The 23495-nt window shown below is 67.1% G+C and carries 25 protein-coding genes; 10 read left to right on the forward strand and 15 right to left on the reverse strand.

Going from position 1 to position 23495, the window contains the following annotated elements:
* Positions 1 to 6: 6 nt before the first annotated feature.
* The 5 genes from ligD to ACYVI5_RS05960 all read right to left on the reverse strand — a co-directional run bounded on the left by ligD (position 7) and on the right by ACYVI5_RS05960 (position 2847).
* Positions 7 to 1059 carry a DNA polymerase domain-containing protein gene (gene ligD / locus ACYVI5_RS05940; protein WP_460579377.1) on the reverse strand — a complete coding sequence of 351 codons (1053 nt, stop codon included), beginning with the start codon at positions 1057 to 1059 and terminating at the stop codon, positions 7 to 9.
* Between the two features lie 58 nt (positions 1060 to 1117).
* On the reverse strand, positions 1118 to 1531 hold the full coding sequence (locus tag ACYVI5_RS05945) for a VOC family protein (RefSeq protein WP_460533765.1): 414 nt from the start codon (positions 1529 to 1531) through the stop codon (positions 1118 to 1120).
* Positions 1532 to 1607: 76 nt separating this feature from the next.
* The gene (locus tag ACYVI5_RS05950; protein WP_460579378.1) at positions 1608 to 1928 is read right to left on the reverse strand and encodes a thioredoxin family protein; all 321 of its coding nucleotides are present in this window, start codon (positions 1926 to 1928) and stop codon (positions 1608 to 1610) included.
* Positions 1925 to 2359, reverse strand: coding sequence for a MerR family transcriptional regulator (locus ACYVI5_RS05955; RefSeq protein WP_460579379.1), 435 nt, complete (start codon positions 2357 to 2359; stop codon positions 1925 to 1927). The genes ACYVI5_RS05950 and ACYVI5_RS05955 overlap by 4 nt, the downstream gene beginning before the upstream one ends.
* Before the next feature lie 83 nt (positions 2360 to 2442).
* Positions 2443 to 2847, reverse strand: a complete 405-nt coding sequence (locus ACYVI5_RS05960) for a DUF7144 family membrane protein (protein WP_460533759.1) — start codon at positions 2845 to 2847, stop codon at positions 2443 to 2445.
* A gap of 146 nt (positions 2848 to 2993) precedes the next feature.
* Between ACYVI5_RS05960 and ACYVI5_RS05965 the strand changes: the two genes are divergently transcribed.
* The 3 genes from ACYVI5_RS05965 (at position 2994) to ACYVI5_RS05975 (ending at position 9877) form a co-directional block, all read left to right on the forward strand.
* Complete coding sequence (locus tag ACYVI5_RS05965; RefSeq protein WP_460579380.1) at positions 2994 to 6473, forward strand: esterase-like activity of phytase family protein; 3480 nt, start codon at positions 2994 to 2996, stop codon at positions 6471 to 6473.
* A gap of 169 nt (positions 6474 to 6642) precedes the next feature.
* A complete protein-coding gene (locus ACYVI5_RS05970; RefSeq protein ID WP_460579381.1) occupies positions 6643 to 9195 on the forward strand; it encodes an ATP-dependent Clp protease ATP-binding subunit in 2553 nt (850 codons plus the stop codon).
* A gap of 82 nt (positions 9196 to 9277) precedes the next feature.
* A complete protein-coding gene (locus tag ACYVI5_RS05975) occupies positions 9278 to 9877 on the forward strand; it encodes a GNAT family N-acetyltransferase (RefSeq protein ID WP_460579382.1) in 600 nt (199 codons plus the stop codon).
* Here ACYVI5_RS05975 and ACYVI5_RS05980 read toward each other — a convergent pair.
* On the reverse strand, positions 9787 to 10929 hold the full coding sequence (locus ACYVI5_RS05980; protein WP_460579383.1) for a lysylphosphatidylglycerol synthase transmembrane domain-containing protein: 1143 nt from the start codon (positions 10927 to 10929) through the stop codon (positions 9787 to 9789). The two genes, ACYVI5_RS05975 and ACYVI5_RS05980, sit on opposite strands and share 91 nt — an antisense overlap.
* A 188-nt stretch (positions 10930 to 11117) precedes the next feature.
* Here ACYVI5_RS05980 and ACYVI5_RS05985 point away from each other — a divergent pair, with 188 nt between their 5' ends.
* Positions 11118 to 12284, forward strand: coding sequence for a DUF1611 domain-containing protein (locus ACYVI5_RS05985; protein ID WP_460579384.1), 1167 nt, complete (start codon positions 11118 to 11120; stop codon positions 12282 to 12284).
* 42 nt (positions 12285 to 12326) lie between these two features.
* Here ACYVI5_RS05985 and ACYVI5_RS05990 read toward each other — a convergent pair whose 3' ends face one another.
* Positions 12327 to 13424 (reverse strand): fatty acid desaturase family protein, encoded by a 1098-nt coding sequence (locus ACYVI5_RS05990; RefSeq protein WP_460579385.1) that lies wholly within the window; start codon positions 13422 to 13424, stop codon positions 12327 to 12329.
* Between the two features lie 157 nt (positions 13425 to 13581).
* Here ACYVI5_RS05990 and ACYVI5_RS05995 point away from each other — a divergent pair, with 157 nt between their 5' ends.
* Together ACYVI5_RS05995 and ACYVI5_RS06000 are read left to right on the forward strand one after the other, a co-directional pair.
* Entirely contained in the window at positions 13582 to 14313 is a 732-nt protein-coding gene (locus ACYVI5_RS05995) for a GAF and ANTAR domain-containing protein (protein WP_460579386.1), read from the forward strand.
* A 1-nt stretch (position 14314) separates the two neighbouring features.
* Positions 14315 to 15070 (forward strand): GAF and ANTAR domain-containing protein, encoded by a 756-nt coding sequence (locus ACYVI5_RS06000; RefSeq protein WP_460579387.1) that lies wholly within the window; start codon positions 14315 to 14317, stop codon positions 15068 to 15070.
* A gap of 14 nt (positions 15071 to 15084) precedes the next feature.
* Here the strand turns inward: ACYVI5_RS06000 and ACYVI5_RS06005 are convergent, their stop codons facing one another.
* Genes ACYVI5_RS06005 through ACYVI5_RS06020 form a run of 4 tightly spaced genes read right to left on the reverse strand, consistent with a single transcriptional unit; the run spans position 15085 to position 17179 of the window.
* The gene (locus tag ACYVI5_RS06005; RefSeq protein ID WP_460579388.1) at positions 15085 to 15552 is read right to left on the reverse strand and encodes a VOC family protein; all 468 of its coding nucleotides are present in this window, start codon (positions 15550 to 15552) and stop codon (positions 15085 to 15087) included.
* On the reverse strand, positions 15549 to 16061 hold the full coding sequence (locus tag ACYVI5_RS06010; RefSeq protein WP_460579389.1) for an SRPBCC family protein: 513 nt from the start codon (positions 16059 to 16061) through the stop codon (positions 15549 to 15551). Before ACYVI5_RS06010 ends, ACYVI5_RS06005 begins: the two co-directional genes overlap by 4 nt.
* Entirely contained in the window at positions 16058 to 16408 is a 351-nt protein-coding gene (locus ACYVI5_RS06015; RefSeq protein WP_460579390.1) for an ArsR/SmtB family transcription factor, read from the reverse strand. The genes ACYVI5_RS06010 and ACYVI5_RS06015 overlap by 4 nt, the downstream gene beginning before the upstream one ends.
* A gap of 51 nt (positions 16409 to 16459) precedes the next feature.
* Positions 16460 to 17179 (reverse strand): NAD(P)-dependent oxidoreductase, encoded by a 720-nt coding sequence (locus ACYVI5_RS06020; protein ID WP_460579391.1) that lies wholly within the window; start codon positions 17177 to 17179, stop codon positions 16460 to 16462.
* A 60-nt stretch (positions 17180 to 17239) separates the two neighbouring features.
* Between ACYVI5_RS06020 and ACYVI5_RS06025 the strand changes: the two genes are divergently transcribed.
* Positions 17240 to 17719: a MarR family transcriptional regulator gene (locus ACYVI5_RS06025; protein ID WP_460579392.1), complete on the forward strand. Its 480-nt coding sequence runs from the start codon at positions 17240 to 17242 to the stop codon at positions 17717 to 17719.
* A 27-nt stretch (positions 17720 to 17746) separates the two neighbouring features.
* Here the strand turns inward: ACYVI5_RS06025 and proS are convergent, their stop codons facing one another.
* Positions 17747 to 19168 (reverse strand): proline--tRNA ligase, encoded by a 1422-nt coding sequence (gene proS, locus ACYVI5_RS06030; RefSeq protein WP_460579393.1) that lies wholly within the window; start codon positions 19166 to 19168, stop codon positions 17747 to 17749.
* Positions 19169 to 19253: 85 nt separating this feature from the next.
* On the opposite strand from proS, the gene ACYVI5_RS06035 reads away from it, so the two are divergent.
* Positions 19254 to 20165, forward strand: coding sequence for an alpha/beta hydrolase (locus ACYVI5_RS06035; RefSeq protein WP_460579394.1), 912 nt, complete (start codon positions 19254 to 19256; stop codon positions 20163 to 20165).
* Between the two features lie 15 nt (positions 20166 to 20180).
* Here the strand turns inward: ACYVI5_RS06035 and ACYVI5_RS06040 are convergent, their stop codons facing one another.
* Positions 20181 to 20663 carry a sugar O-acetyltransferase gene (locus ACYVI5_RS06040; RefSeq protein WP_460579395.1) on the reverse strand — a complete coding sequence of 161 codons (483 nt, stop codon included), beginning with the start codon at positions 20661 to 20663 and terminating at the stop codon, positions 20181 to 20183.
* A gap of 163 nt (positions 20664 to 20826) precedes the next feature.
* Complete coding sequence (locus ACYVI5_RS06045; RefSeq protein ID WP_460579396.1) at positions 20827 to 21582, reverse strand: MBL fold metallo-hydrolase; 756 nt, start codon at positions 21580 to 21582, stop codon at positions 20827 to 20829.
* A gap of 122 nt (positions 21583 to 21704) precedes the next feature.
* Here ACYVI5_RS06045 and ACYVI5_RS06050 point away from each other — a divergent pair, with 122 nt between their 5' ends.
* Positions 21705 to 22286 (forward strand): TetR/AcrR family transcriptional regulator, encoded by a 582-nt coding sequence (locus tag ACYVI5_RS06050; RefSeq protein WP_460579502.1) that lies wholly within the window; start codon positions 21705 to 21707, stop codon positions 22284 to 22286.
* Positions 22287 to 22560: 274 nt separating this feature from the next.
* On the opposite strand, the gene ACYVI5_RS06055 is transcribed toward ACYVI5_RS06050, so the two are convergent.
* On the reverse strand, positions 22561 to 23106 hold the full coding sequence (locus ACYVI5_RS06055) for a P-loop NTPase family protein (protein ID WP_460579397.1): 546 nt from the start codon (positions 23104 to 23106) through the stop codon (positions 22561 to 22563).
* Between the two features lie 88 nt (positions 23107 to 23194).
* On the opposite strand from ACYVI5_RS06055, the gene ACYVI5_RS06060 reads away from it, so the two are divergent.
* Positions 23195 to 23491 carry a putative quinol monooxygenase gene (locus ACYVI5_RS06060; protein ID WP_460579398.1) on the forward strand — a complete coding sequence of 99 codons (297 nt, stop codon included), beginning with the start codon at positions 23195 to 23197 and terminating at the stop codon, positions 23489 to 23491.
* Positions 23492 to 23495 lie beyond the last annotated feature (4 nt).

A 23495-nucleotide genomic window follows, 5' to 3' on the forward strand; every position in this document is an offset into this window, starting at 1 on the left:
TCCTGATCAGTCGGCGTCGATCCGGTTGCCCTCGTGATCCCAGTTCTCGGCGACCTTCTTGCTGGGCTGCACGCGGGGCGGCTCGCCAGGCATCTTCGGAAAGTCCGGAGGAAATGGCAACTCGCCGAGGCCGTCCGCGAGGTCGCGCTGCCACCACGACAGCAGCACCTCGATGCTCCCGGGCCGCTCGCCGAAGTTCTCCCACGGGTCGCCGACGTCGGCGAGCCGGTCGGGCACGGTCAGCACGGTGAAGGATCGGGGGTCCACCGACTCCAGCTCGTCCCACGTCACGGGGCACGATACTGATGCGTGCGGAAGCGCGCGCGGGCTGTAGGCGCCGGCCATCGTGCGGTCGCGGTTCGCCTGATTGAAGTCTACGAACACTCGGCGTCCGCGCTCCTCCTTCCACCAGGCGGTGGTCACGGCATCCGGCATGCGCCTCTCCAGCTCGCGTGCCGCAGCGATCACCGCGTGCCGCACGTCGAGGAACTCGTGCTCCGGCCGGATCGGAGCGAACACGTGCAGACCACGGTTCCCGGAGGTCTTGACAAAGGCATCCAGTCCCGCCTCGGCGAGCACGGCGCGCAACTCGATCGCCGCCGGGACGGCGTCGTCGAAGTCGGTTCCCGGTTGCGGGTCGAGGTCGATGCGCAGTTGGTCGGGGTTGTCCGAGTTCTCCGCGCGCGACGCCCACGGGTGGAAGACCACCGTGCCCATCTGCACGGCCCAGATGGCCGAGGCGGGTTCGTCGAGCACGAGCTGTGGATGCGACCTCGCACTCGGGTACACGACCTTGATGTCGCGGATGTACGCGGGCGCACCCCGCGGAGGGTTCTTGGAGAAGAACTGCTCGCCGTCGATCGTCTCGCGAAAGCGCTGCAGCGAGATCGGCCGGTCGCCGTTGGCCATCAGGAACGGGTCGGCTACCGCTTCGATGTAGCGCGCGAGATCGAGTTTGGTGATGCCCGGCTCCGGGAACACGACCCGGTCCGGATGGCTGATGCGCACCGCGCGCGCGCCTTCCGGCCCCTGAACCTCGAGCGTCGTCTCGTCTGCCATGCGTTCCTCGTCGTCAGTCGTGCAGGGATCGGGTCGGCCGCCGGCCAGGCTCGCCGGATCAGCCCTGCCCGGAGATGTTCACCATCCAGTTCACACCGAACCTGTCGACCAGCATGCCGAACCAGTCGCCCCACGGAGCCTTCTCCAGCGGCTCGACGATAGTGGCATCCTGCGACAGGCCGTCCCAGTAGCCGCGCAGGCTCGGCTCGTCGTCGCCGCTCAGCGACACGGTGATGGAGCCGCCGGGCGTGTACTCCATGCGGTTGGGGGTGTCCGCGCCCATCAGCACGATGCCGCCTGGGGCGTTCAGCTGCGAGTGCATGACCTTGTCGAGTTCGCTCTCGTCTTCCTCCATGTGGAAGTCGCGGAACGTGCTCACGGTGAGATCGCCGCCGAAGACGGACTGGTAGAACTCCATGGCCTCGCGTGCGTTGTCGCGGAAGCCCAGATAGGGATTGAGAACGACGGACATGACCTTGCCTCGATTCTGACGCCGTTTGAGCACACGCTACCCGCGCGACGGGCGGGCGTCACCCCTGAGGCGGGCGCTATCGCGCGAGCACGGGGGCGAGCTCAGCCTCGAGAGCGGCGCGCGGCTTCGAGCCCACGATCGTGCGCACGACAGCGCCATCCACGAGCAGCTTGAGGCTCGGCACGGCCATGACGCCGTACTGCGCCGCGAGGCGAGGGCTGTCGTCGGCGTTCACCTTGACGATGGTGAACGCCTCGGGGTGGTCGGACTCGATGCTCTCGAGCAACGGGCCCAGCACCCGGCACGGACCGCACCAGGTGGCCCAGAAGTAGACGAGCACCGGTGTCTCCGCGTGCTCGAGCGCAGACGCGAACGTCCGCTCATCGGCGATGATCATGAAGTTTTCCTCTCTTCAGAAACGACTGCCTCTGGTGTGCCCATGAGTGCGCAACCCGGATTCTCCAGTTCCGCCCGCCCTCGTTCCTCCGCGGCGGAGAGCAACGTCTCGAGCGCTTCCCGGCGTCGCTGGAGCTCGTCGATCCGCCGGGTCAGGTCGTCGATGGCTGCGCGGTAGGCGGGACGCGTTGCGAGGCAGTCGTCGGAGTTCGCGCTGCCCCCGGCCAGGCAGTCGAGAAAAGGTCTGGTCTGCTCGAGACGCAGGCCCGCGGTTCCGAGCTCGTGCGCCTCTTGGACCAGCCGCGGCGCATCATCCGCGTAGTCCCGGTAGCCGTTCGGCAGCCGGGAAGAGCCGATCAGCCCGAGCGACTCGTAGTGCCGCACGGTCTTCACGCTCACGCCGGCGCGGCGAGCGACCTCACCGATCCTCATGGGGCCTCCTGTCGTCCCGATTCACGCTAAACGCTGACCCCAGGGGCAGGGTCAAGCACACGCACGGCAGGCGTCGCGCCGTCTCAGTGGGAACGGAAGAAGTCGGACGCCCGTCCCGTCCAGAGCAGGATGATGATGATCAGCGAGATCAGTGCACTGATCGCGGCCCACGCGAACTGACCGGGGAACGCCCAGGCGGTGAAGGCATCGGCGGCGATGGCGAGCAGCTGCACGATCGTGACGATGATTCGGGCGCCACCGGAACCGCGCAGCAGTCCCCCGGCGATGAGCACGACCACCACGCCGAACAAGATCGACAGTATGGCCGAGGTGATCAGCGACGCGCTGCTCGACCACGCGCTGCGCACGGTCGGCTCGTGCTGGAACACCAGCAGCAGCACGCCTGCCACGATGTTGAGCGCGCCTTCGATCCAGGCGAGGACGGCGATCAGGGTCACCCCTGCCGGACGACGGGCTGCTGCGCTCATTCGTGCTCCTTCGTGACGGTGACTTCACCGTAGCGAGTGCGGCGGCGTGCACGGATGAGCGAACCACGTCGACGACCTTTCGCTGTGACTTCACACAGGGTTCACTGGCACCTGATCGGGTGGCAGGCGTCGAAGGGGAATCGGGTATGCGCAGCCAAGTCATACAGAACGGCAAGCTCACGCGCGTGGGAAGAGGCGCCGCGGTCGCGGCGGCGGCACTCGGGATGCTCGCGGGCACGTTGACGGCGACCGCGGCGCAGGCGGCGCCGTCGACCGGCATCGTGATCAACGAGGTGTACGGCGGCGGCGGCAACGCGGGCTCGACCTACACGAACGACTTCATCGAGCTGACGAACCGCGGGTCGGCTGCGGTCGACCTCACCGGATGGTCCGTTCAGTACCACTCGAAGTCTGCGACCGGCACCTGGCAGGTCACCGACTTGAGCGGCAGCATCGCTCCCGGTGCGTTCTACGTGGTCGCCGAGGCGAAGGGCAACGGCGGCACCACGCCGCTGCCGCAGCAGGATGTCGCGGGCTCGATCGCCATGTCGGCCACCGACGGCACCGTGGCGTTGGTGTCGGGCAGCACGCCGCTGACGTGCGCCGACAGCGCATCGTGCGGTACGGCATCCGTCGACCTGCTCGGCTTCGGGACAGCGGCGATCGCGGAGGGGTCACCGGCCGCCGGTGCCTCGAACACCGCGTCGGAGCAGCGCACGAGCGCGGCGGACACCGACAACAACGCAACAGACTTCTCCGCTGCGGCGCCGACGCCCGGCGCTGCAGACACGTCCGGCGACGACGGCGGCTCGACCCCGCCGACACCGGGAACGACGCGCATCCACGACATCCAGGGCTCGAGCTTCGTCTCCCCCTTGAACGGCCAGAAGGTGACGAACGTGCCCGGCATTGTGACGGGAGTGCGGGCATCCGGTTCCAGCCGCGGCTTCTGGATGCAGGACCCTGACGCCGACACGAACTCCGCGACGAGCGAGGGCGTCTTCGTGTATACGGGCTCCGCGCCCTCTGCGGCGCCGGGAGACTCGGTGCTCGTCTCGGCGACCGTGAAGGATTACTACCCGCTGGCCGGCGGGGACTCGCCGTCGACGACATCGAACCTCTCGATCACCGAGCTGCAGAACCCGCAGGTCTACACCGTCTCGCACGGCAACCCCCTGCCCGCACCCGTGGTGCTGAGCCCGACGACGGTGCCGGATGCCTATGCGCCGAACCTCGGCGGCGGCAACATCGAGACGACCCCGATCACGCCGACCCGCTCTGCACTCGACTTCTACGAGTCGGTCGAGGGGATGCGAGTGCAGGTGGATGACGCACGCGTGGTCGGCCCCAGCGACAAGTACGGCGAGCAGTACATCACCACGAAGCCGGACCAGAACGTCACCTACCGCGGTGGCACCTACCTGCCCGGCGAGAACGAGACGCCGTCGGGCCGCCTCGAGGTGGTGCCGGCCGACGGGTCGAACCCGAACGTCACCGTCGGCGACGTCTTCGCCGGCGCTACCGTCGGGCCGATCGACTACTCGCTGTACGGCGGGTACCTCATCGCGGCAACCGAGCTCGGGCAGGTGAAGTCCGGTGGACTGCAGCCGGTCGTGGCGAAGAGGGCATCGGATGATCGGCTCTCGGTCGCCACCTACAACGTCGAGAACCTCGCGCCAGGCGACTCGGCCGGCAAGTACAGCCGCCTTGCGGCGGGAGTGGTCACCAACCTGGCCTCGCCAGACATCGTGGCGCTCGAGGAGGTGCAGGACAACGACGGCGCGACGGACTCCGGAACCGTGGCCGCCGACCAGACGCTGACCAGGTTGACCCAGGCCATCCACTCGGCAGGCGGCCCGCTGTACGACTGGCGCGAGATCGACCCGGTGAACGACGAGGACGGCGGACAGCCCGGCGGCAATATCCGAGTCGCGTTCCTGTTCGACCCGACCCGCGTCGCCTTCGTCGACCGTGGCGGGGCGAACGTCGACCGCTCGACAACGGCTACGTCGGTCGTGAAGGTTCACGGCAAGCCGGACCTCACGCTCTCCCCCGGCCGCATAGACCCGGCCGACGACGCGTGGAAGGACAGCCGCAAGCCCCTGGTCGGCGAGTTCCTGTTCCGCGGCGAGAACGTCTTCGTGATCGGCAACCACTTCGACTCGAAGCTCGGCGACCAGAACGCCGACGGGCGCTACCAATACCCCCAGCAGTCATCCGCTGTGCAGCGGCAGAAGCAGGCTATCCAGGTGCACGACTTCGTGGCATCGCTGTTGAAGGCCGACAAGAAGGCGAAGGTGGTCGTCGCGGGGGACCTGAACGACTACCAGTTCAGCCCCGCACTGCAGACGCTCACCGGCGCGGCATCCGGCACCCCGATCCTGCGGGATCTCATCACCACCCTGCCGAAGGACCAGCAGTACACCTACGTGTACGACGGGATCTCGCAGGTGCTCGACCACATCCTCGTCACCGCGGGCGTCGGCAAGCCGGACTACCAGGTCGTGCACGTCAACTCGGAGTTCGCGAACCAGGTCAGCGACCATGACCCGCAGGAGGTGGCGCTGACCGCCGGCGCGCGCCCATGGGCGCTGCCAGGCCTCGAGTCCCGCCGCTGCGAGCCCTCGGCGGTCGCCACCGACTACTCGGATGCCCTCGACAAGGTCACCTACAACGGCGTGCAGGTGGGCGGTCTGTCATCGCTCGCGCGCGACCCGCGCAGCGGCGGCTACGTCGCCGCCGTCGACAATCACGGATCCGACCCGGCGCGCATCTGGTTCCTCTCCGGAGTGACGCACCCCCGGATCACGCGGGACCCGCTCGTGCTGAGACGGCCGGACGGCACGCCATACAACGGAACGGACAGCGACAACGAGGGACTCGCCGTGCTGCCGAACGGGGACTTCGTCGTCAGCAGCGAGACGGAGCCGTCGATCCGCGTGTTCGGAAGGGACGGCATCCAGAAGGCGTCGCTCCCCGTGCCCGATCGCTTCGCCGTGACCGGCACGACCGCCGCCGGCCAGGCGACCGCGAACGCCACGTTGGAAGGCCTCACGATCACGCCGGACGGTAAGACGATCGTGGCAGCCATGGAGGGCGCGCTGTCGGGCGACGTCTCGACCGACGGCGACGCCACCGCGCACCATCTGCTCGTGTACACACAGGCCAGGCACGGCACCTGGGCCCTGTCGAAGCAGGTGGAATACCGGGCGGAGCCGGGCATGCGCATCCCCGAGGTGGCCGCGTATGGCAACGACTCGCTCGTCGTGGAGGAGGCGGCCTGGTCGCCGGCCATCGGAAACTCGGTGAAGCTGTACGCGGTGACTGGGCTGCGGAAGGCCCACGACGTGAGCGGCGTCTCGAATCTCTCTCTGCCGGCTGGTTCTGCGGCGTCCGGCTCCTTGGCGCTGCACAAGACGCTCGTCGCCGACGTCGTGCAGTGTCCGACGCTGGGAGCGAGCGCCAAGGAGGCGCAGGCGAATCCGCTGCTCGACAACTTCGAGGGCATGGCGGTGACGTTCACGACCGGACCGTTCCATCTCGCGGGCATCGCCCTGATCAGTGACGACAACTTCAGTGCGTCACAGACCACACGCGTGCTGAACCTCATCGCGAAGCTGCCGTAAACGCATCGGAACGAAGGGCGCCGGCCACTGTCGGCGCCCTTCGCCGTATGCGCGCGATTCCAGGAGTTGCACCGGGAATATCCCTGCGTGATAGATGTTGAAGTTGATAACACCCGGCTCAAGTTCGGGTCGTTCAACGGAAGACAACCCGGAAACTACAGGAGATTCAGTGCCTGAGAACTTCATCCCCGGTGGCGCCGAGGCGAACGGCGAGGGCAACTCGTTCGACGACTTCCTCGCGCGTTATCTCGCGGGCGAGCGCGCTCGCGCGGCCCGCTCGATCGACATCAGCCGCTTCCTCAGCCGACGCACCCAAGAGGTGCTGCAGCGTGCTGGGCGGTTCGCGCTCGAGCACGGGCACAACGAGCTGGACGCGCTGCACATTCTTCGCGTGATGGCCGACGAGGACCCGGCCGCCGACGCGATGCGTCGCATCGGCGTCGACCCCACGCGTATCGTGCGCGCCGCGGACCAGCGCCTGCCGCAGACCGGCGAGGCGACGACGGACGCGCCTGCCCTGACGCCGCCGGCGCAGCGCACGCTGTTCCACGCGTACCAGGTGGCGCGCGCATCCGGCTCCACCTACATCGATCCCGAGCACCTCTTCTACGCACTCGTGATCGCGCAGGACTCCCCCGCCGGCCAGGTGCTGCAGTCGGCAGGCGTGACGCCCGAGGCGCTCGCGGGTGCCATGCGCGAGGCCGCGACCGTGGGCGCTGGAGGTGATGCGGATGCCGAGGGGCAGGCATCCGAGACGCCCATGCTCGACCGGTTCGGCACCGATCTCACGCTCGAAGCCCGCGAAGGCAGGCTCGACCCGGTGATCGGCCGGGTCGACGAGATCGAGCAGACCGTGGAGATCCTCTCCCGACGCACCAAGAACAACCCGGTGCTGGTCGGCGAGGCCGGTGTGGGCAAGACCGCGATCGTCGAGGGGCTCGCTCAGGCGATCGTCGACGGCGTCGTTCCGGAGCAGCTGCGCGACAAGCGCGTGATCTCCCTCGATCTGCCCGGCATGCTGGCCGGGACACGTTACCGCGGCGACTTCGAGGAGCGCCTGACGAAGCTCATGGACGAGATCTCGCAACGTAAGGGCGAGCTCATCGTCTTCATCGACGAGGTCCACACGGTGATGGGTGCGGGCGCCGGCGGCGACGGCGGAATGGATGCCGGCAACATCCTGAAGCCGCGTCTCGCGAAGGGCGAGCTGCACCTGGTGGGCGCGACGACGCTCAAGGAGTACCGGCAGATCGAGAAGGACCCGGCACTGGAGCGCCGCTTCCAGCCGGTGACCGTCGCCGAGCCGTCGATCGAGGACTCTGTCGCGATCCTCTCCGGCCTGCGTCACGCGTACGAGGAGCACCACGGAGTCGAGTACACCGACGAGGCGATCCGCGCGGCCGTCGAGCTCAGCGCCCGCTACGTCTCCGACCGCTACCTGCCCGACAAGGCGATCGACCTGATCGACCAGGCCGGCGCGCGACTGCGGCTGCGGCTCGGCAAGCAGGCAGACGCATCCGATCTGATGCAGCGGTTGGCCGACCTGGAGGCGGAGAAGAACGCAGCGGTCTCGGCGGAGCACTACGAGGAGGCGTCGAGGCTGCGCGATGAGATCGCGGGCGTCGAGTCCAGGCTGGCGGAGGCATCCGCTGCTGGTGCACGTATCGGGGCGGATGCCGTCATCGACGAGGCGCAGATCGCCGCGGTGATCTCACGCGCGACCGGCATCCCGGTCGCCCGGATCGGCGAGGCCGACCGCGAGCGTCTGGCCAAGCTGGAGAGCGAGCTGCACGAGCGTGTGATCGGACAGGACGACGCGGTGACCGCGGTCGCGAAGTCGGTGCGCCGCAGCCGCACGGGCATGGGCGACGAGCACCGGCCGGTCGGCAGCTTCCTTTTCCTCGGGCCGACCGGCGTGGGAAAGACCGAGCTGGCGAAGGCCCTTGCGGCGTCGTTGTTCGGCTCGGAGCGCTCCATGATCCGCTTCGACATGAGCGAGTTCGGCGAACGGCACACTGCCGCTCGGCTGATCGGCGCCCCTCCCGGCTACGTCGGCTACGACGAGGCAGGGCAGCTCACCGAGCGCGTGCGCCGCAACCCGTACTCGGTGCTGCTGTTCGACGAGATCGAGAAGGCGCACCCGGACATCTTCAACCTGCTGCTGCAGGTTCTGGACGACGGGCGGCTCACCGACGGTCAGGGCCGCACGGTCGACTTCCGCAACACGGTGGTCATCATGACCTCGAACCTGGGCAGCGAGTTCCTGGCCTCCAAGAGCGGTGCGCTGGGCTTCGTGGCACCGGGCGCCGACGGATTCGGTGACGAGAAGGCTCTGCGCGACCGGGTGATGGGCAAGCTCCGTGAGAACATCCGGCCGGAGTTCATCAACCGCATCGATGAGATCGTGCTGTTCCGCAAGCTCGACAAGCAGCAGCTGCGCGACATCGTGCACCTGCTCCTGACCGCCACCCAGTCGCGGCTGGGCACGCGCGAGATCTCGCTGACGGTGACGGATGCCGCCGTCGAGTGGATCGCCGAGCACGGCTACGAGCCGGAGTTCGGCGCGCGGCCGCTGCGCCGGGTCATCCAGCGCGAGGTGGACGATCGCATCGCCGACCTGCTCGTGAACGGCTCCGTCGACGACGGCGGGTCCGTGCGTGTGGACGCGTCAGGCGATGAGTTGCACGTGACGGCCGAGCGGCGGATGCCTGTGGCCGCCTAGGACTTGTCTGAACGACGAGGCCGTGGGAATCCCCCACGGCCTCGTCGTGTCTGCAGCCCGGCCGCGTGCCTACGCTGAATTCGTGGACACCGTCGTTCGCGCGGCGACCGAAGAGAACATCCCTCAGATCGCCGCCATGATGGCTAGAGCGTTCGACGCCGATCCGGTCATGCGCTGGGCGGTTCCGCGCGCCGAATCCCGGCCCCGCCGGCTGGCCGGTGTGTACAGGGCAATCGTGCAACACGAGGGAGTGCCGTTCGGCGCCACCGATGCGGCCGTGAGCGAAGGCGCGGTGGTCGGCGCCGCGGTGTGGCGACCACCCGGCAGGCGGCTGATCGGCCGGCACGCTGTGCCGTTCGCCCTGGCGGCGGGGTGGGCGCTGGGCCCGAGCATTCCGCGCATGGTCACGATGGGAAGACGGGTGTTCGCCGCCTACCCCGCACAGCCGCACTGGTATTTGCAGCTGCTCGCCGTCGATCCTGTCGTGCAGAGACAAGGCGTCGGCACCGCGCTGATGGTCACGGGCCTCGACCGGGTCGATGCGGAACGCATGCTCGCCTACCTGGAGACGACGAGCGGCAACCTCGCGTTCTACGAACGGCTCGGTTTTCGTGTCAGCGGCGAGGTGCGGATGCCCCGAAGCAGCCCACGCCAGTTCCGCCTGCTGCGCAGCACCCCCTGACCATCGGCCCGGTGGGTCATCAGGCTGGCGCCGGCGAACGCACCAAGCGGCATCGGCATCCAGTACTGCACCAGTCGCCAGGCCGTGACGCCCAGTACCGCGACTCCATGTGGCGTTCCCATCGCCGCGAACGCAGGCACCATCACCCCTTCGACGATCCCGACGCCGCCAGGCGTGATGGGCAGAAGCGCGAGGATGGCGGCCAACGCGTAGACCAGCACCAGCGGCGCAAGCGGAGCGATGGTGCCGAACGCCGCGAACATGACCCACAGTGAGGCGACGTCGAGCGCCCAGTTCGTCGCAGCCCAGAAGACGGCGGCGGCGAAGCGACGTGGATTCCCTGCCAGTGCGCGAACGGCGCGGATGGTCTGCGCGAACGCACGTGTCACGTATCCGGCACGATCCCCGGGTAGCCGTTTCGCCACCCGGTGCACCGCGCGCAGTGTGATCGCCGGACGAGCCAGGGCGAAGGCGAGCCCGCCGACTGCGGTGCCGAAGACGCCGACCATGAATGCACCGGCGAGCCGATAGTACGGAGCGGACGGCAGGGCTGCGACCGAACTGAGCAGGCCCGTCCCGAACAGAGCTCCGAGCGCGAGGTTCGAGAGCACCACTTCCGCGGTGATGCCTCCCACAGCCGCGCTGCCTGGCGTACCTGAACGGGTGAGCAAGTGAAAGCGCAGAGCAAGCGATGCGGGCCCACCACCTGGCATCGAGTTGCTGATGCCCACGCCTGCGACGTCGATGCGGGCGACGCGCCAGAAACGAGGTCGCGAGGATGGGTCGAGTGCGGTCGAGGTCAGGCGGGCATAGGCGCAGAGCGAGAGAAGCTCGAGGCCGAGCCCGACGAGCAGCAGCGGGGCGGAAACGTTCGAAACGACGCCGATGGCATGCACGGCGTCCCGCCATTGAGGCATTACCACGAAGACGACGAGCAGGGCTGCAAGGGCGACGACAACGACCAGTCGGATCACGCGCGCGGCCGAGACGCGCCCCTCCCACTCCGCCGTCGCGACGGGAGTGACTCCCCGATCCACTCGCCAGGGGTTCACACGATGAGTCAACCACTCGCGCCCGCCGACCGAACGTGAAGACTTCCCGGCGTATGTGAGGCACCGTTCAGGTGCGGCGAAGGAGCGGCTGGTACCGTTGCGAGCCGGCAACTGCCGGCGTCAGGGAAGATCACGGCCGCCACGCGAGGCAGGACAGACACCTCCTCTGAGTCAATCAGAGGAGCGCCATGTCGCAGATCACCCGTTTCTCCGCGCCGCTGTCAAGCGTCGCGGTTCCCCAGGCAACCGCTGCCGCTGAACCCGCCCTTCCGTCCGGCGCCACCGCCGTCGTCTACTGCGAGGGCGAATTCGGGGCGCAGGACGGCAAGACCGCGAACGGGCTTGTGCGGTTCTCCGAGCGCTATCGCATTCTGAGCGTGATCGACAGCACGCTGGAGGGAGCGGATGCCGGAAGCCAGCTCGACGGCGCACCCAACGGCATCCGGATCGTCGCCTCCTTGCGCGATGCGATCAGACGGGCCGGGAGCGTGCCCGACTATCTGATCTTGGGTATCGCACCAGCGGACGGCCTGCTCACCCGGGCGCACCGCACCGTACTGCTCGACGGCATCGCGAACGGCATGCACATCGTCAACGGGCTGCACGAATTCTTGAACGATGACGCCGAGTTCGCGGCAGCGGCTCTGCTGCACCAGGTGACGATCACGGACGTGCGCAAGCCGAAGGAGAAGCAGGACCTCCACCTGTTCTCCGGACGCATCTTCGACGTCACATGCCCGCGCATCGCGGTGCTCGGCACGGACGGCGCGGTCGGCAAACGCACCACGTCGACCCTCCTCGTGAAGGCGCTGAACGACCGGGGCGTCAAAGCCGTCATGGTCGGCACGGGCCAGACCTCGATCATGCAGGGCGGAAAGTACGGGGTCGCGCTCGACGCCATCGTGCCTCAGTTCTGCTCAGGCGAGGTGGAGGATCAAGTGGTGGCCGCGTGGCTCGGCGAGGATCCCGACGTGATCGTGGTCGAAGGGCAGGGAGCCCTCAGCCATCCCGCGTACATGACCAGCGCGCACATTTTGCGCGGAAGTCGTGCCGAGGCGGTCATCGTGCAGCACGCCCCGAAGCGGAAGGCGCTCGGAGACTTCCCGATGATGCCGGTGCCGAGCGCAGCGAGCGAGATCTCGCTCATCGAGTCGTTCGCGGGCACCAGGGTGATCGGCGTCACGATGAACCACGAAGACATGCGCCCCGAGGAGATCCGGCCCGCAATCGCCGCTCTCGAGCACGAGACGGGCCTGCCGGCCGCTGATCCCCTCACCAGCCCGCCCCGCGAGCTCGCCGAGATGGTCCTGGCCGCCTTTCCGCAGCTCGTGCCTCGGACGCGCATGGCACGGTGAATCGCGTGATCGGCGGTCAACGCGTGTGGCGTGCGCAATCCGTCAGATGCTCTGTCTCCGCTCCAGCATCGGGCACGCGAAGGGATCCTTCTCGCCCAGGCCGACCCGGTTGATGTACCGGAACACGATGCCGTAGGACTGAAGCAGGCCGGTCTCGATGTATGGCACATCACGTGCGACGCAGTAGTCGCGCACCATCGGCGCGGCGCGGCGCAGATGCGGCCTCGGCATCGACGGGAACAGATGGTGTTCGATCTGGTAGTTGAGACCGCCCATCGCGAAGTCGAGCATCCAGCTTCCCCGGATGTTCCGGCTCATCATCACCTGCCTGCGCAGGAAGTCCAGCCGCATATCCTTCGGCACAAGGGGCATCCCCTTGTGATTCGGCGCGAACGACATGCCCATGTAGAACCCGAAGAGGCCCAGCTGGAGGCCCAGGAACGCTCCCGCCTTGCCTGGCGGCAGCATGAGGAAGAGGATGCCCAGATATCCGAGCAGCCTCACCATCAGGAACACGATCTCCACCGGTCTCCTGGCGACAGGCTCCCGCCCGAAGACGCGGCGCACGCTCGAGGCGTGCAGCGAGATGCCTTCGAGGAAGAGGATCGGGAAGAAGAACGTACCCTGGTGTGAGAGCACCCACGGAAGCGGCCACGGCCGGCGGCGGCTCGCCTGCTCCGGGGTGAAGGAGATGACCGGCAGTTCGATGTCGGGGTCGTAGCCCTCGCGATTCGGATTCGCGTGGTGCCTCGTGTGCTTGTGCTGCCACCAGCCGTAGCTCATGCCGATGAAGAGGCCGCCCAGGATGAGACTGATCCAGTCGTTCCAGCGGCCCGAGCGGAAGATCTGCCGGTGGGCGGCGTCATGCCCCAGGAACGCGGTCTGCGTGAACACGAACGCGACCACCGCGGCGACGGCCAGTTGCCACCACGAGTTCCCCACCCAGAGAAAGAGCACGAAGCAGCCTGCGTAGGCCAACGGAACCGCGATCAGCTTCGTCCAGTAGTACCCATACCTGCGGCGCAGAAGACCCGACCCGCGGATCTCCGCAGCCAGCTGGGTGTAGTCGTTGGGCCGTTCCGGACGCGGAACGGTGGAACGCAGCGCACCGGCACCCTGGGGCAGATTGGCGGTTGTCATGACATCCTCCTGGCCTGCGCCGCGGCATCCGCGACATCTTCGATCGTCAGGCGGCCAGGGTCTGGGACAACCTGTCTCCAGCGTACGCGTCGTGCCCGCTTTCGGATCGGGCGTACGGTGAACTCAGCGCATAAGCGCCAGAAGTCTGCGAGCGCACGTGAACGATGGTCGTCTCCATGACGGGAGCGGATCCCGCGGACTCGGCGACCCCGGGCAGCGAGCAGACGATGTCGGCGCAACGATCTGCGCACCGTTCCTGTCTTCGCTTCCGGTCGACGGTGCGTCGATCTCGGTGATGGGGACGGCAGGACGCCAGACGACGATCGCGGCCAGCGATTCCCTCGCCACACGGCTTGAAGAACTGCAGTTCGACCTGGCCGAAGGCCCGCACTGGCAGGCGATCGCCGAGAACCGCGCGGTACTCGCTGCCGATCTCGACTCCTCGGACGGCGATGCGTGGCCGGTGTTCACGCCCGCCGCCGTGCGCGCCGGCGCCCGTGCCGTCTTCTCGTTCCCGCTCCGGCTCGGAGCGGTCGTCATCGGCACGGTCGACCTCTACCGGATGCGACCGGGTGAGCTGGATCGGCCCTCGGTCGAGACCGCGCAAGTGCTGGCAGAGGCCGCGACGATGGCGGCCGCCGGGCTCGCAATCCGCTCCGCCCGCGAGTCGGAGCAGGCGGAACCCGGCGGCGCACCTGCCCTGCGCCGGGAGGTGCATCAGGCCATTGGGATGATAATCGTGCAACTCGACGTTCCGGCCACCGATGCCTTCGCCCGCTTGCGTGCGCACGCGTTCGCCGCGGGGCGTTCGGTGCACGATGTCGCGCTCGATGTGGTCGGGGGGCGGCTCGATTTCGGCTCGCTCCCCGACCGCGAGATCGATACTTGAGATGCGAGACCATTCAGGGGAGCAGAACATGGCGGATGCCTCACGAGAGTCGAAGCTGAGCGCGGCGTTCGTCGCCGTCGCGGACACGCTGACCGCCGACTACGACGTTGTGGAGCTGTTGCACACCCTGGTCACCGAGTGCACCGAGATCCTCGGCGTGCAAGCTGGCGGATTGCTCCTCGCCGAGCCCGGCTCGGGACTGCATCTGGTGGCCTCGACGAGCGAGAGCGTCGAACTCGTCGAACTCATGCAGTTGAGCGCGGGTACCGGCCCCTGCCTCGACTCGTTCCGGACCGGTCGTGCCATCGATGTGCCCGACATCGAGGCCGCTGCCGCCTCGTGGCCCGAATTCGCCTCGATCGCGCTGCAACACGGCTTCCTGTCGCTCCACGCCACGCCGATGCGGCTGCGCAGCGAGGTGATCGGCACCATGAACCTGTTCCGCACCCGCCTCGGCGCGTTCCCGCACCGCGACGCCGACGTGGCGCAAGCGCTCGCCGATGTGGCGACCATCGGCATCGTGCACGAGCGCATCGCCAGCCAGTCGAACCTGGTCGTCGCTCAGTTGCAGCACGCGCTGGACAGCAGGATCCTGATCGAGCAGGCCAAGGGTGTGCTCGCGCAGTCGGCCGACCTGAGCATGGACGACGCCTTCACGGCGCTGCGCAGATACGCGCGCTCACGGAACCTGCAGCTGAGGGCCGTCGCTTCCGGCGTCGTGGACCGCACCATCGACGCCGCCGCTATCGCTCACTAGCCTCCTCGGAACGGTCAGGCGTTCGCGAGCGCGTCGATCACGATCTTCTTCTGCCGCATCATCGCCTGAACCTGTTCCGGGCGTCGAGTCAGTTCGCCCATGTTCTGCGGGATGATCTGCCAGCTCACGCCGAACCGGTCCTTGCACCACCCGCACTGCTCGGACTCCGGCACGTGCGACAGCTTGGACCAGTACCGGTCGATCTCCGCCTGATCGGCGCAGGTGACGACGAACGAGATCGCCTCATTGAAGGTGAACATCGGACCGCCGTCGAGGCAGACGAAGTCCACACCGTTCAGGGTGAAGCGTCCGTTCAGCACCTTGCCGGACATCCCGGAGAAGTGCTCATCGAGCTTCTCGTCGGGATACTCGTCGATCGAGACGATGCGCGAGTCCGGGAAGACGCTCACGTAGTACTCCATCGCCTCCCGCGCCTGGTCGTTGAACCACAGGCACGGCTGGATGGCCGCGACGCTGCTCATCGCTTCACCCCTTCCGAAATCAAGATCGCATCGATCTGGCCCATGGCCAGGCGCATGCCCTCCTCCATACCCATCTGCATCATCTGCTCCAACTGCTCCACGCTGACGAATCGGTTGACGGTGGTCATGCGAGTGCCCTCTGCGTCTCCGTCGAGCGAGACCGGTTCGAGCGTCACCTCGACACGTGCGGGCAGGTCGGCGGTCGGCTTGCCGTCGTCATCGGACAACCCCTCGTCGAACGCGAGACCGCGCGGCGGATCGACGGCGACGATCTCCCACCAGCCGTGCGCCTTGTCACCCTCCGGCCCCGTCATGTAATAGGCGCTTCTGCTGCCGACGCTCAGGTCGTGTTCGTCGAACGTCGCCGGCCAGGTCGGCGGACCCCACCAGCGCTCCAGCTGGCGGGCGTCTTCCCACACCTGCCAGACGCGCTCCGGCGGCGCAGCGAACTCCGCCACGAACGTGAGCGTGAGGTGCTCGGCATCCCTCACGGTGCTGATCACGGTCATCTGTCGTGTCCCTTCGTCATCTCTTCGGTGAGGATGTTCTCGATCGCCGCCGCCCTCTCGCGCCACAGCGCCTCGTAGCGGGCGAGCAGCTCGTTCGCACGCCTGATCGTCTCCGGCACCGCGCGCACCAGCTGCTCCCTCCCCCGGCGCTCCTTCGTCACCAGACCCGCCCGCTCGAGCACGCTCACGTGCTTCTGCACGGCGGCGAAACTCATCAGGTAGCTCTGCGCCAGACCCGAGATGGATCGATCGCCTCCCAGCGTGCGCGCCACGATGTCACGCCGGGTGGCGTCGGCGAGCGCGTGGAAGATCCGGTCGATGTCGTCTTCGGTGAGGATGTCGGACATCCGCTTATCTACAACCATTTGGTTGTATGTTAGGCGCGCAGGAGTGGTCGGTCAAGAGCCGAGCGGTGCTTGCCTCGGCGGTCTCTTGAAGGCCTCACGCATCATGAGCTGAGCCACAGACGGCGTTCCGCTCACCGTGCCGACCGCGGCGGTGGCGCACTCGAACCGGTGGTCGTCGAGTTGACGCAGCATCGCATCCGCGAGGTCGATACGAGCCGTGAACTTCTGTGGAAGGTAGCGCTCGGCGACGCGATAGTCGCTGACGGCCTCGGAGTCGAAGAGACCGGATGGCCGCATGACCGTCCAGCCGACGTCGCTCTCGCTCAGCATCGCCTCCATGCGTTTCATGTCGTCGTAGAGCGTCTTGCCGAGAACGCCGGCGACGAACGGCTGCAGCACGCGCTCGAAGAGGAAGCCGCCGTGCGGGCCCGCCTCGGGATCGACGGCGCTGGAGCTCACGCAGACAAGCCGCTGCACCTTGTGTTGCGCCATCGCGTCGAGCATGGCGGCCGTGCCTGCGGAGTATGTCGTAATCTCCCGCCGGCTGTACGGAACCCCGAGCGCCGACAGCACGGCATCCGCTCCACCCACTGCGCGGCTCACCGAAGCGCTGTCGAAGACATCTGCATGCTCGACGACGAGGTTCTCGTGAGCGAACGGGAACGCCCGCGGCGAGCGCGTCGCCGCGACCACCGAGACACCTCGTTCCAGGGCGAGGCGTGTGACGAGGCGACCCGTCGGACCATTCGCGCCGAACACCACTATCTTCACTAGATTCTCCTTAGACCGGTGATTCAGATAATATGAGAACCATACTGTATGGAGACGAGAATGCCTAGAGGTTCGAGCGACGCACGCGAGCACCGGCGGCTCACCGCCGAGCTGAAGAGACGCTTCCGCGAGGTGAACAATCAGATCGCGCTGCTCTCGCACCACGTCTCATCCCGCGTCGAGCTGCGCGACATCGACCTGGACTGCCTCGACTACCTCGCCCAGCACGGGGCCACGAGCCCGAGCGCCCTGGCACGCCGTGCCGGTGTGCATCCGGCGACCATGACGGGCGTGATCGACCGGCTCGAGAGGGGCGGGTGGATCAGCCGCGAACGCGACGCGAGCGACCGCCGAGGCGTCGTGGTCTCCGTTCGACCGGACGCGATCGGTGAGGTCTTCAGCCACTACGAGGGCATGAACGCGCAGATGGATGCCGTGTGCGCCGAATACTCCCCCGCCGAGCTCGAACTCATCGCCGGCTTTCTGCAGCGCACCGCGGATGCCGGGCGGCGGGCGGTCGAGGAGTTCGCAGGAGGCTGACCGGTACGGGTCGATGACTCGGGCTACTCAGTAACTCCTTGCCACGACGGCGAAGAGGTTCTCGTCGGTGTGGGCTTCCGGAAGGCCGCCTTGCTCGGTCTGCAGGCAGCGCACGGTGATCGCGTTGTCGGCCAATTCGTCTTCGCCGGCCTCGCCGAGCACGGAGTATGGAATCCGTGCGAACCCGGTCGCGGCGGCGGCGATGGCATCCGAGACGGTGCGGACGTCAACGGTGTTGTCGGCGAGTCGGTTCGCCGCCTGTTCGAACAGCTCCGCCTGCATGGCGCCGAGCAGCGCAGGAACGGAGGAGCTCAGGCGATCGAGCGGACACGTACTCTTGCCGCGCGTATCCCGACGAGCGATCGTCGCCTGTTGTGCGTCCACATCGCGCGGGCCGATCTCGATGCGCACCGGAACGCCCTTGAGTTCCCACTCGACGACCCGGCGGCCGAAACCCGGCGTGCTGCGGGCATCCAGGCGCACGCGCACGCCGGCATCCGCCAGTTCGTCGGCGACGGCGGACGCTGCGGTCACCGTGCGCTCATCGTCTTTCACCGCGACCACCACGGCCTGGATGGGCGCGATGCTCGGCGGAACACGGAGGCCGGCCTGGTCACCGTACGACATGATCAGACCGCCCATCATGCGCGTGCTGGAACCCCATGAGGTCGTCCAGCATGTCTGAACGTGGCCGGAAGCATCCGTGTACCGGATGTCGAAGGCCCGCGCGAAGTTCTGGCCCAGTTCGTGGCTCGTCGCCATCTGGAGCGCCTTGCCGTCGCCCATCATCGCCTCGCAGGTCATCGTGTTAATCGCTCCGGCGAAGCGCTCCCTCGGGCTCTTCACGCCGACCAGCACGGGGATCGCGAGGGTGTTCTGGAGGAAGTCACGGTACACGCCGAGATGGATGCGCCGCGCGTACGCGGCAGCGTCCTCCGCAGTCGCGTGCGCCGTGTGCCCCTCCTGCCACAGGAACTCGGTGGTGCGCAGGAACAGGCGCGGACGCAGTTCCCACCGCACGACGTTCGACCACTGGTTCAGCAGCATCGGCAGGTCGCGATGCGATTGAACCCACTTGGACATGAGCTCGCCGAACACCGTCTCGCTCGTGGGCCGCACGACGACCGGTTCCGTCAGCTCCTTGCCGCCGGCGTGAGTGACGACGGCGAGTTCGGGGCTGAAACCCTCGACGTGCTCGGCCTCGCGCTCTAGATACGACTGCGGGATGAACAGCGGTAGGTAGACGTTCTCGGCGCCGGTCGCCTTGATGCGGGCATCCACATCGGCCTGCATCCGCTCCCAGATGGCGTACGCGTACGGTCGGATGACCATGGTGCCACGCACCGGCCCGTTGTCGGCGAGCTGCGCTTTCTCCAGTACGTCCTGATACCAGCGCGGAAAGTCATCGCGCACCGACGCAAGCACGCCGGGTACATCGTTCTGAGCCACGGGTCCACGATATGGGGCGCGGCATCCGCGGACCACGTGGGTATGTCCGAGCCGGCGGGCGGCCGAACGCTGTCACAATGTGGCCATGACCGCGCGCCCTGTTACCCGCCGCGTCGCGCTCGGAACGGGAATCGGCATTGCCGCGGCGGCTGTGCTCACCGGCGCCGGCATCGCCGTGAATGAGAATCTGCTACCTGGTCGCTCCACCATGTACCGCGCACTCGGCCTTGACGGCCCGGACGGTGTGGTGCCGAGTATTACGGCGGGTCCGGTGGTCGCCGGGTCGTTCGTGTCTGCGCACATGGGCGGTCGGCGGGTCGGATACGAGATCGCCTACCCGCCGGGCACGAAGCCCGGAGCTGAACTGCCCGTCGCTGTCGTTCTGCACGGATATGGCGACGACCAACGGGCCGCGTTCTCTACCTCGATGCGTTTCGACGCCTATCTTGCGCAAGCTGTGCAGTCCCGCAAGCCGTTCGCGCTCGCGTCGGTCGCCGGAGGAAACGGCTACTGGCATCCGCGGGAAGACGGAACGGATGCCGGTGCCATGGTCGTCGACGAGTTGCTTCCTCAGCTTGCGGCGCGGGGCCTGCGCACCAGACCCGCTGATCGCATCGCGTTCATGGGCTGGTCGATGGGAGGCTACGGAGCGCTCCGCTTGGGCGGCGTACTCGGAAACTCGCGAGTCGCCGCCGTCGCGGTTGAGAGCCCCGCACTGTGGCACACGTTCTCCCAGGCGGCCAAGGGCGCCTTCGACGACGCCGCGGACTTCGCGCGCAACACCGTCTTCGGCCGCCAGTCCGACTTGGCGGGCGTTGCCGTCCGCATTGATTGTGGTACGGGCGACGGCTTCTATCCGAACGTCCGCGACTATGTCGCCGGCTTTTCCGCGCATCCCGCGGGCGGTTTCGAGGCCGGCGGCCACGACCCCGGGTTCTGGCGTCGCCTCGCTCCCGCCCAACTCGCTTTCGCTGGAGATGCGCTCGCGTCCGGCTAGCGCTGCGGACGTCGGCTAAGGCGACGGTGTGAGGTCTCGGCGCTTGACGTATCCGTTGCTGCTGACGACGCAGTTGGCTGGGACGTCTTTCGCAATGACGGCGCCCGCTGCGATGACCGACCCGGAACCGATGCGCACCCCGGGGGTCACGGTCACGTTCGCCCCGATCCAGACGTTGGATTCGATCACGATGGGCGCGACGGTGATGCCATCGAACCGCTCCCCCGGCTCAACAGGGTGCCCCGCGGTGCTGAGCGTGACGCCCGGGCCGATCATGGAGCGGTCGCCGATGGTGATTCCGCCGAGGTCGTAGAACGCGCAGTTCTGGTTCACGAACACGTGATCGCCGAACTCGAGGCCCAGTCCGTAGTCGCAGTAGAACGGCGGGTAGACAGTGAGCGTCTCGGGTACGGGCCGGCCGAGGATCTCGCTGAGAACAGCCGTGCGCCCCTCGATGTCGTTGTGACGCAGCACGTTCAGACGCGAGGTCAGGTCCATGACAAGCTGGACCCTCTCGACCACGGCGCGCGATTCGGGAGTGCGCCTGGGGATCAGCCGTTCATTTCGCATCGTCTCTCATGATGACACCGCGCTCAACGGATGCTTCACCTCGGCGCGGGCCGTCGACAGAAGACGCGAGTGCGCCTATCTCGCCACTACTTCACTCCGGAACAACCAGGCGTTCTCCCGGCTTGATCACTGTTACGGGAACGTCCGGGACCAGACGACGGGCGGCATCGACGTAGAGCGCCGGGTCTTTGTCGCTCTTGAGGATGAGGCGATCGCCGATGGGGCCGGCCGTGAACGCGTAGTGCTGCGGGATTGCCATCTTGGGGCGCAGAACGGACGTGAGCTCGGCGGCTTCTTCGGCGTTCATGACGACCTGCTTGTTTTCCGCCATCCGTATGTGGAGACCGTTGACCGGGAGCAGGGTGACGTCGAGGGGACCGAAACGGTCGGGCAAGGTGCGCAGTTCCGGCGTGAAGAGGGTGTCGCCGGCGAAGTAGACGCTGCGGCCGCCGCCTGCGATCACATATGTGACTTCGTAGACCCCGTGCTCACCCGGCGCTGCATGGAAAGTCAGGTCACCGACGTTCGTGTTCTCCCACGCCTCGAGTGGAGTGACGTTCGTGAAGCCTGCCTTCCGCGCCTTCTCGACAACCGGGCCGGCGACGATCATCGGTACGCCCTTGTCCGGGTATCGCTTGAACGCGTCGAGGTCGCAATGGTCGTAATGCTCGTGGCTGATCACGACAGCATCGAGGTGTGGCAGCTCCTCCGGTTGAAAAGCGATGGGCTCGCCGGGGTGGTAGAAGGTCTTCTGCGAGAACCACGGGTCTGTGAGCACCGTCAGTTCTCCGATCTCGATCAGGTGGCAGCTGTGGGTGACGCGGGTGATCGCGAGCGACTCGGTCATGACGGTTCCTCTACTGTGCAGGCGGCAGGCATCCGCTCAATTGGTACTCAGTACCGTAACATACGCAGTTCCGAATGGTTCCGCGTACCGTTTTCGTGTAGTCTCGGACCGTGTCGCAAACCATGCCCAATGGCGAGTCCCTCAGGGAGCGCAAGCGACGTCTCGTCCGCCAGCGCATCATCCAAGCCGCGGACGAGCTCTTCGCCGCGAACGGCTACGACAGTGTCTCCGTGACCGACATCGCGGCCCACGCCGACGTGGGACGCACCACGTTCTTCCGGTATTTCGGAGACAAGGCCGAGGTGGTGTTCGCACACGAAGAGGACATTCTCGAGCGGATCACCCAATTCGCGGCGGCCGAGGCCGTGGCGCCAGCCCGCACCGCCGCGGAGGCAGTCGCGCAACTGCGGGCTATCGTCGTCGCGCTTTGTGCTTACGCAAGCGACAACATCGACGGTTATGCGCTGCACTACGAGCTGGTCGAGAAGCACCTTGAACTACGCGCACACGATGCCCTGAAAACGCAGCTGATCGCCGATCGATTTGCTGAACTTCTCGTAGGTCGTGGCACGAGTGAGCCGACGGCAGTGTTCGCAGGCCACATTGCGCTGGCCTGCTACCAGATAGCCCGCCGCCGGGCGACGAGTCCCGACCAGCTCGGCGCCGAGGCAGACGCCGCATTCGACCAGTTAGGGGCGCTCTGAGCCGGTCGCCGACACGACGCCGGCGCTGTGGGAGTGCACCTGGGCAAAGTGCTCCGTCGTACGGGGCGATGTCGTCTCTACCAGGGGACGGGTCCGCCATCGCGTCGGTAGGCGGCGTTGAGTCGGCTGGCGCTCACTCCCTCAGTAACGAGTGCCGTTGCCAGCGTCGGCCCCGTGATGACACCGCACTCAACGAATGCTTCACATCCGCCGGAGGCCATCGGCAAAAGATGCGCGTGCGCCTGCCCGCACGCGCATCCTCTTGCGGGAGCGTCTATTCTCGGCCGGCGGGCAACAGCACGTCGGCGATCTTCCGAGCGACCTCCGCGGCCGTCGTTGTCGAAGTGTCGAAAACGACATCGTTCTCGAAGCCGGCACGATCAAGGATCTGCGCCAGTTCCGGATGACGGCGCTCGTGCCACTCCAGCCCGGACGCGTCGTGATCATGCCGAGTACGCAACCTGTCGATGGCACAGTCACGTTCGATCGTGAGCCGAACGTGCAGCATGCGGCGGGTTCCCACCACATCGGCGCTACGAGTCAGCTCCTCACGACTCTCGATCACGCCGGCGATCACGACTAACTGAGCTCCGCGCATCCGGTAGTTGCCGGCCACGGCTTCAAGGTTTACGAGCGCGACCTCCGTGCCGAAGGGATCACCGTCGGGGGACGGCCACGACCGACGCAGTTCGTCGACATCGATAACGGCGCCGGGTACTCCGCGCCGCTTCAGTTCCTCACCAAGCTGGGCGGCGGTGGTCGACTTACCCGCGCCCACGCTGCCATTGATCCAGACCGTGTCGAACGCGTCAGCAGACATACCAGAAACCTAACGACGATCTCGGGCCTCATCCTGCCCCCGAAGGAGCAGCGACCGCTCCCCCGGCGCGCTGACCTAGAATCGGCCGGTGAATGATGTGCGCTTGAGCGGTCAACTCATCTGTGCGGATGCCATCCAAGCGCGGCAGGTCGCAGAGCTCCTTCCCGAGCACGTATCCATGACGCGGATGGAGCCCGGATGCCTATCGTTCGCGGTCACGCCAACAGACGATCCATTGGTCTGGCAGGTCGAGGAACGGTTCGACAGTGAGAGCGCCTTCAAGGCTCATCAGACACGCGTCGCGGGCAGTGCATGGGGCCGCGCAACTGCTGACCTCGAACGCCGGTACTCGATCCAAGGCCTTGCCCTGAACGTCGAATCCTGAGCCT

The sequence above is a fragment of the Humibacter ginsengisoli genome (assembly GCF_054780095.1).

Coding starts and splice junctions, on each gene's coding strand:
- ACYVI5_RS06055 (WP_460579397.1), bottom strand. CDS start 23,106: ATGTCTGCTGACGCGTTCGACACGGTCTGGATCAATGGCAGCGTGGGC.
- ACYVI5_RS06025 (WP_460579392.1), top strand. CDS start 17,240: ATGCCTAGAGGTTCGAGCGACGCACGCGAGCACCGGCGGCTCACCGCC.
- ACYVI5_RS06000 (WP_460579387.1), top strand. CDS start 14,315: ATGCGAGACCATTCAGGGGAGCAGAACATGGCGGATGCCTCACGAGAG.
- ACYVI5_RS05965 (WP_460579380.1), top strand. CDS start 2,994: ATGCGCAGCCAAGTCATACAGAACGGCAAGCTCACGCGCGTGGGAAGA.
- ACYVI5_RS06040 (WP_460579395.1), bottom strand. CDS start 20,663: ATGGACCTGACCTCGCGTCTGAACGTGCTGCGTCACAACGACATCGAG.
- ACYVI5_RS05960 (WP_460533759.1), bottom strand. CDS start 2,847: ATGAGCGCAGCAGCCCGTCGTCCGGCAGGGGTGACCCTGATCGCCGTC.
- ACYVI5_RS06045 (WP_460579396.1), bottom strand. CDS start 21,582: ATGACCGAGTCGCTCGCGATCACCCGCGTCACCCACAGCTGCCACCTG.
- ACYVI5_RS06005 (WP_460579388.1), bottom strand. CDS start 15,552: ATGAGCAGCGTCGCGGCCATCCAGCCGTGCCTGTGGTTCAACGACCAG.
- ACYVI5_RS05990 (WP_460579385.1), bottom strand. CDS start 13,424: ATGACAACCGCCAATCTGCCCCAGGGTGCCGGTGCGCTGCGTTCCACC.
- ligD (WP_460579377.1), bottom strand. CDS start 1,059: ATGGCAGACGAGACGACGCTCGAGGTTCAGGGGCCGGAAGGCGCGCGC.
- ACYVI5_RS05950 (WP_460579378.1), bottom strand. CDS start 1,928: ATGATCATCGCCGATGAGCGGACGTTCGCGTCTGCGCTCGAGCACGCG.
- ACYVI5_RS06035 (WP_460579394.1), top strand. CDS start 19,254: ATGACCGCGCGCCCTGTTACCCGCCGCGTCGCGCTCGGAACGGGAATC.
- ACYVI5_RS06050 (WP_460579502.1), top strand. CDS start 21,705: ATGCCCAATGGCGAGTCCCTCAGGGAGCGCAAGCGACGTCTCGTCCGC.
- ACYVI5_RS05955 (WP_460579379.1), bottom strand. CDS start 2,359: ATGAGGATCGGTGAGGTCGCTCGCCGCGCCGGCGTGAGCGTGAAGACC.
- ACYVI5_RS05945 (WP_460533765.1), bottom strand. CDS start 1,531: ATGTCCGTCGTTCTCAATCCCTATCTGGGCTTCCGCGACAACGCACGC.
- ACYVI5_RS05985 (WP_460579384.1), top strand. CDS start 11,118: ATGTCGCAGATCACCCGTTTCTCCGCGCCGCTGTCAAGCGTCGCGGTT.
- ACYVI5_RS06010 (WP_460579389.1), bottom strand. CDS start 16,061: ATGACCGTGATCAGCACCGTGAGGGATGCCGAGCACCTCACGCTCACG.
- ACYVI5_RS06015 (WP_460579390.1), bottom strand. CDS start 16,408: ATGTCCGACATCCTCACCGAAGACGACATCGACCGGATCTTCCACGCG.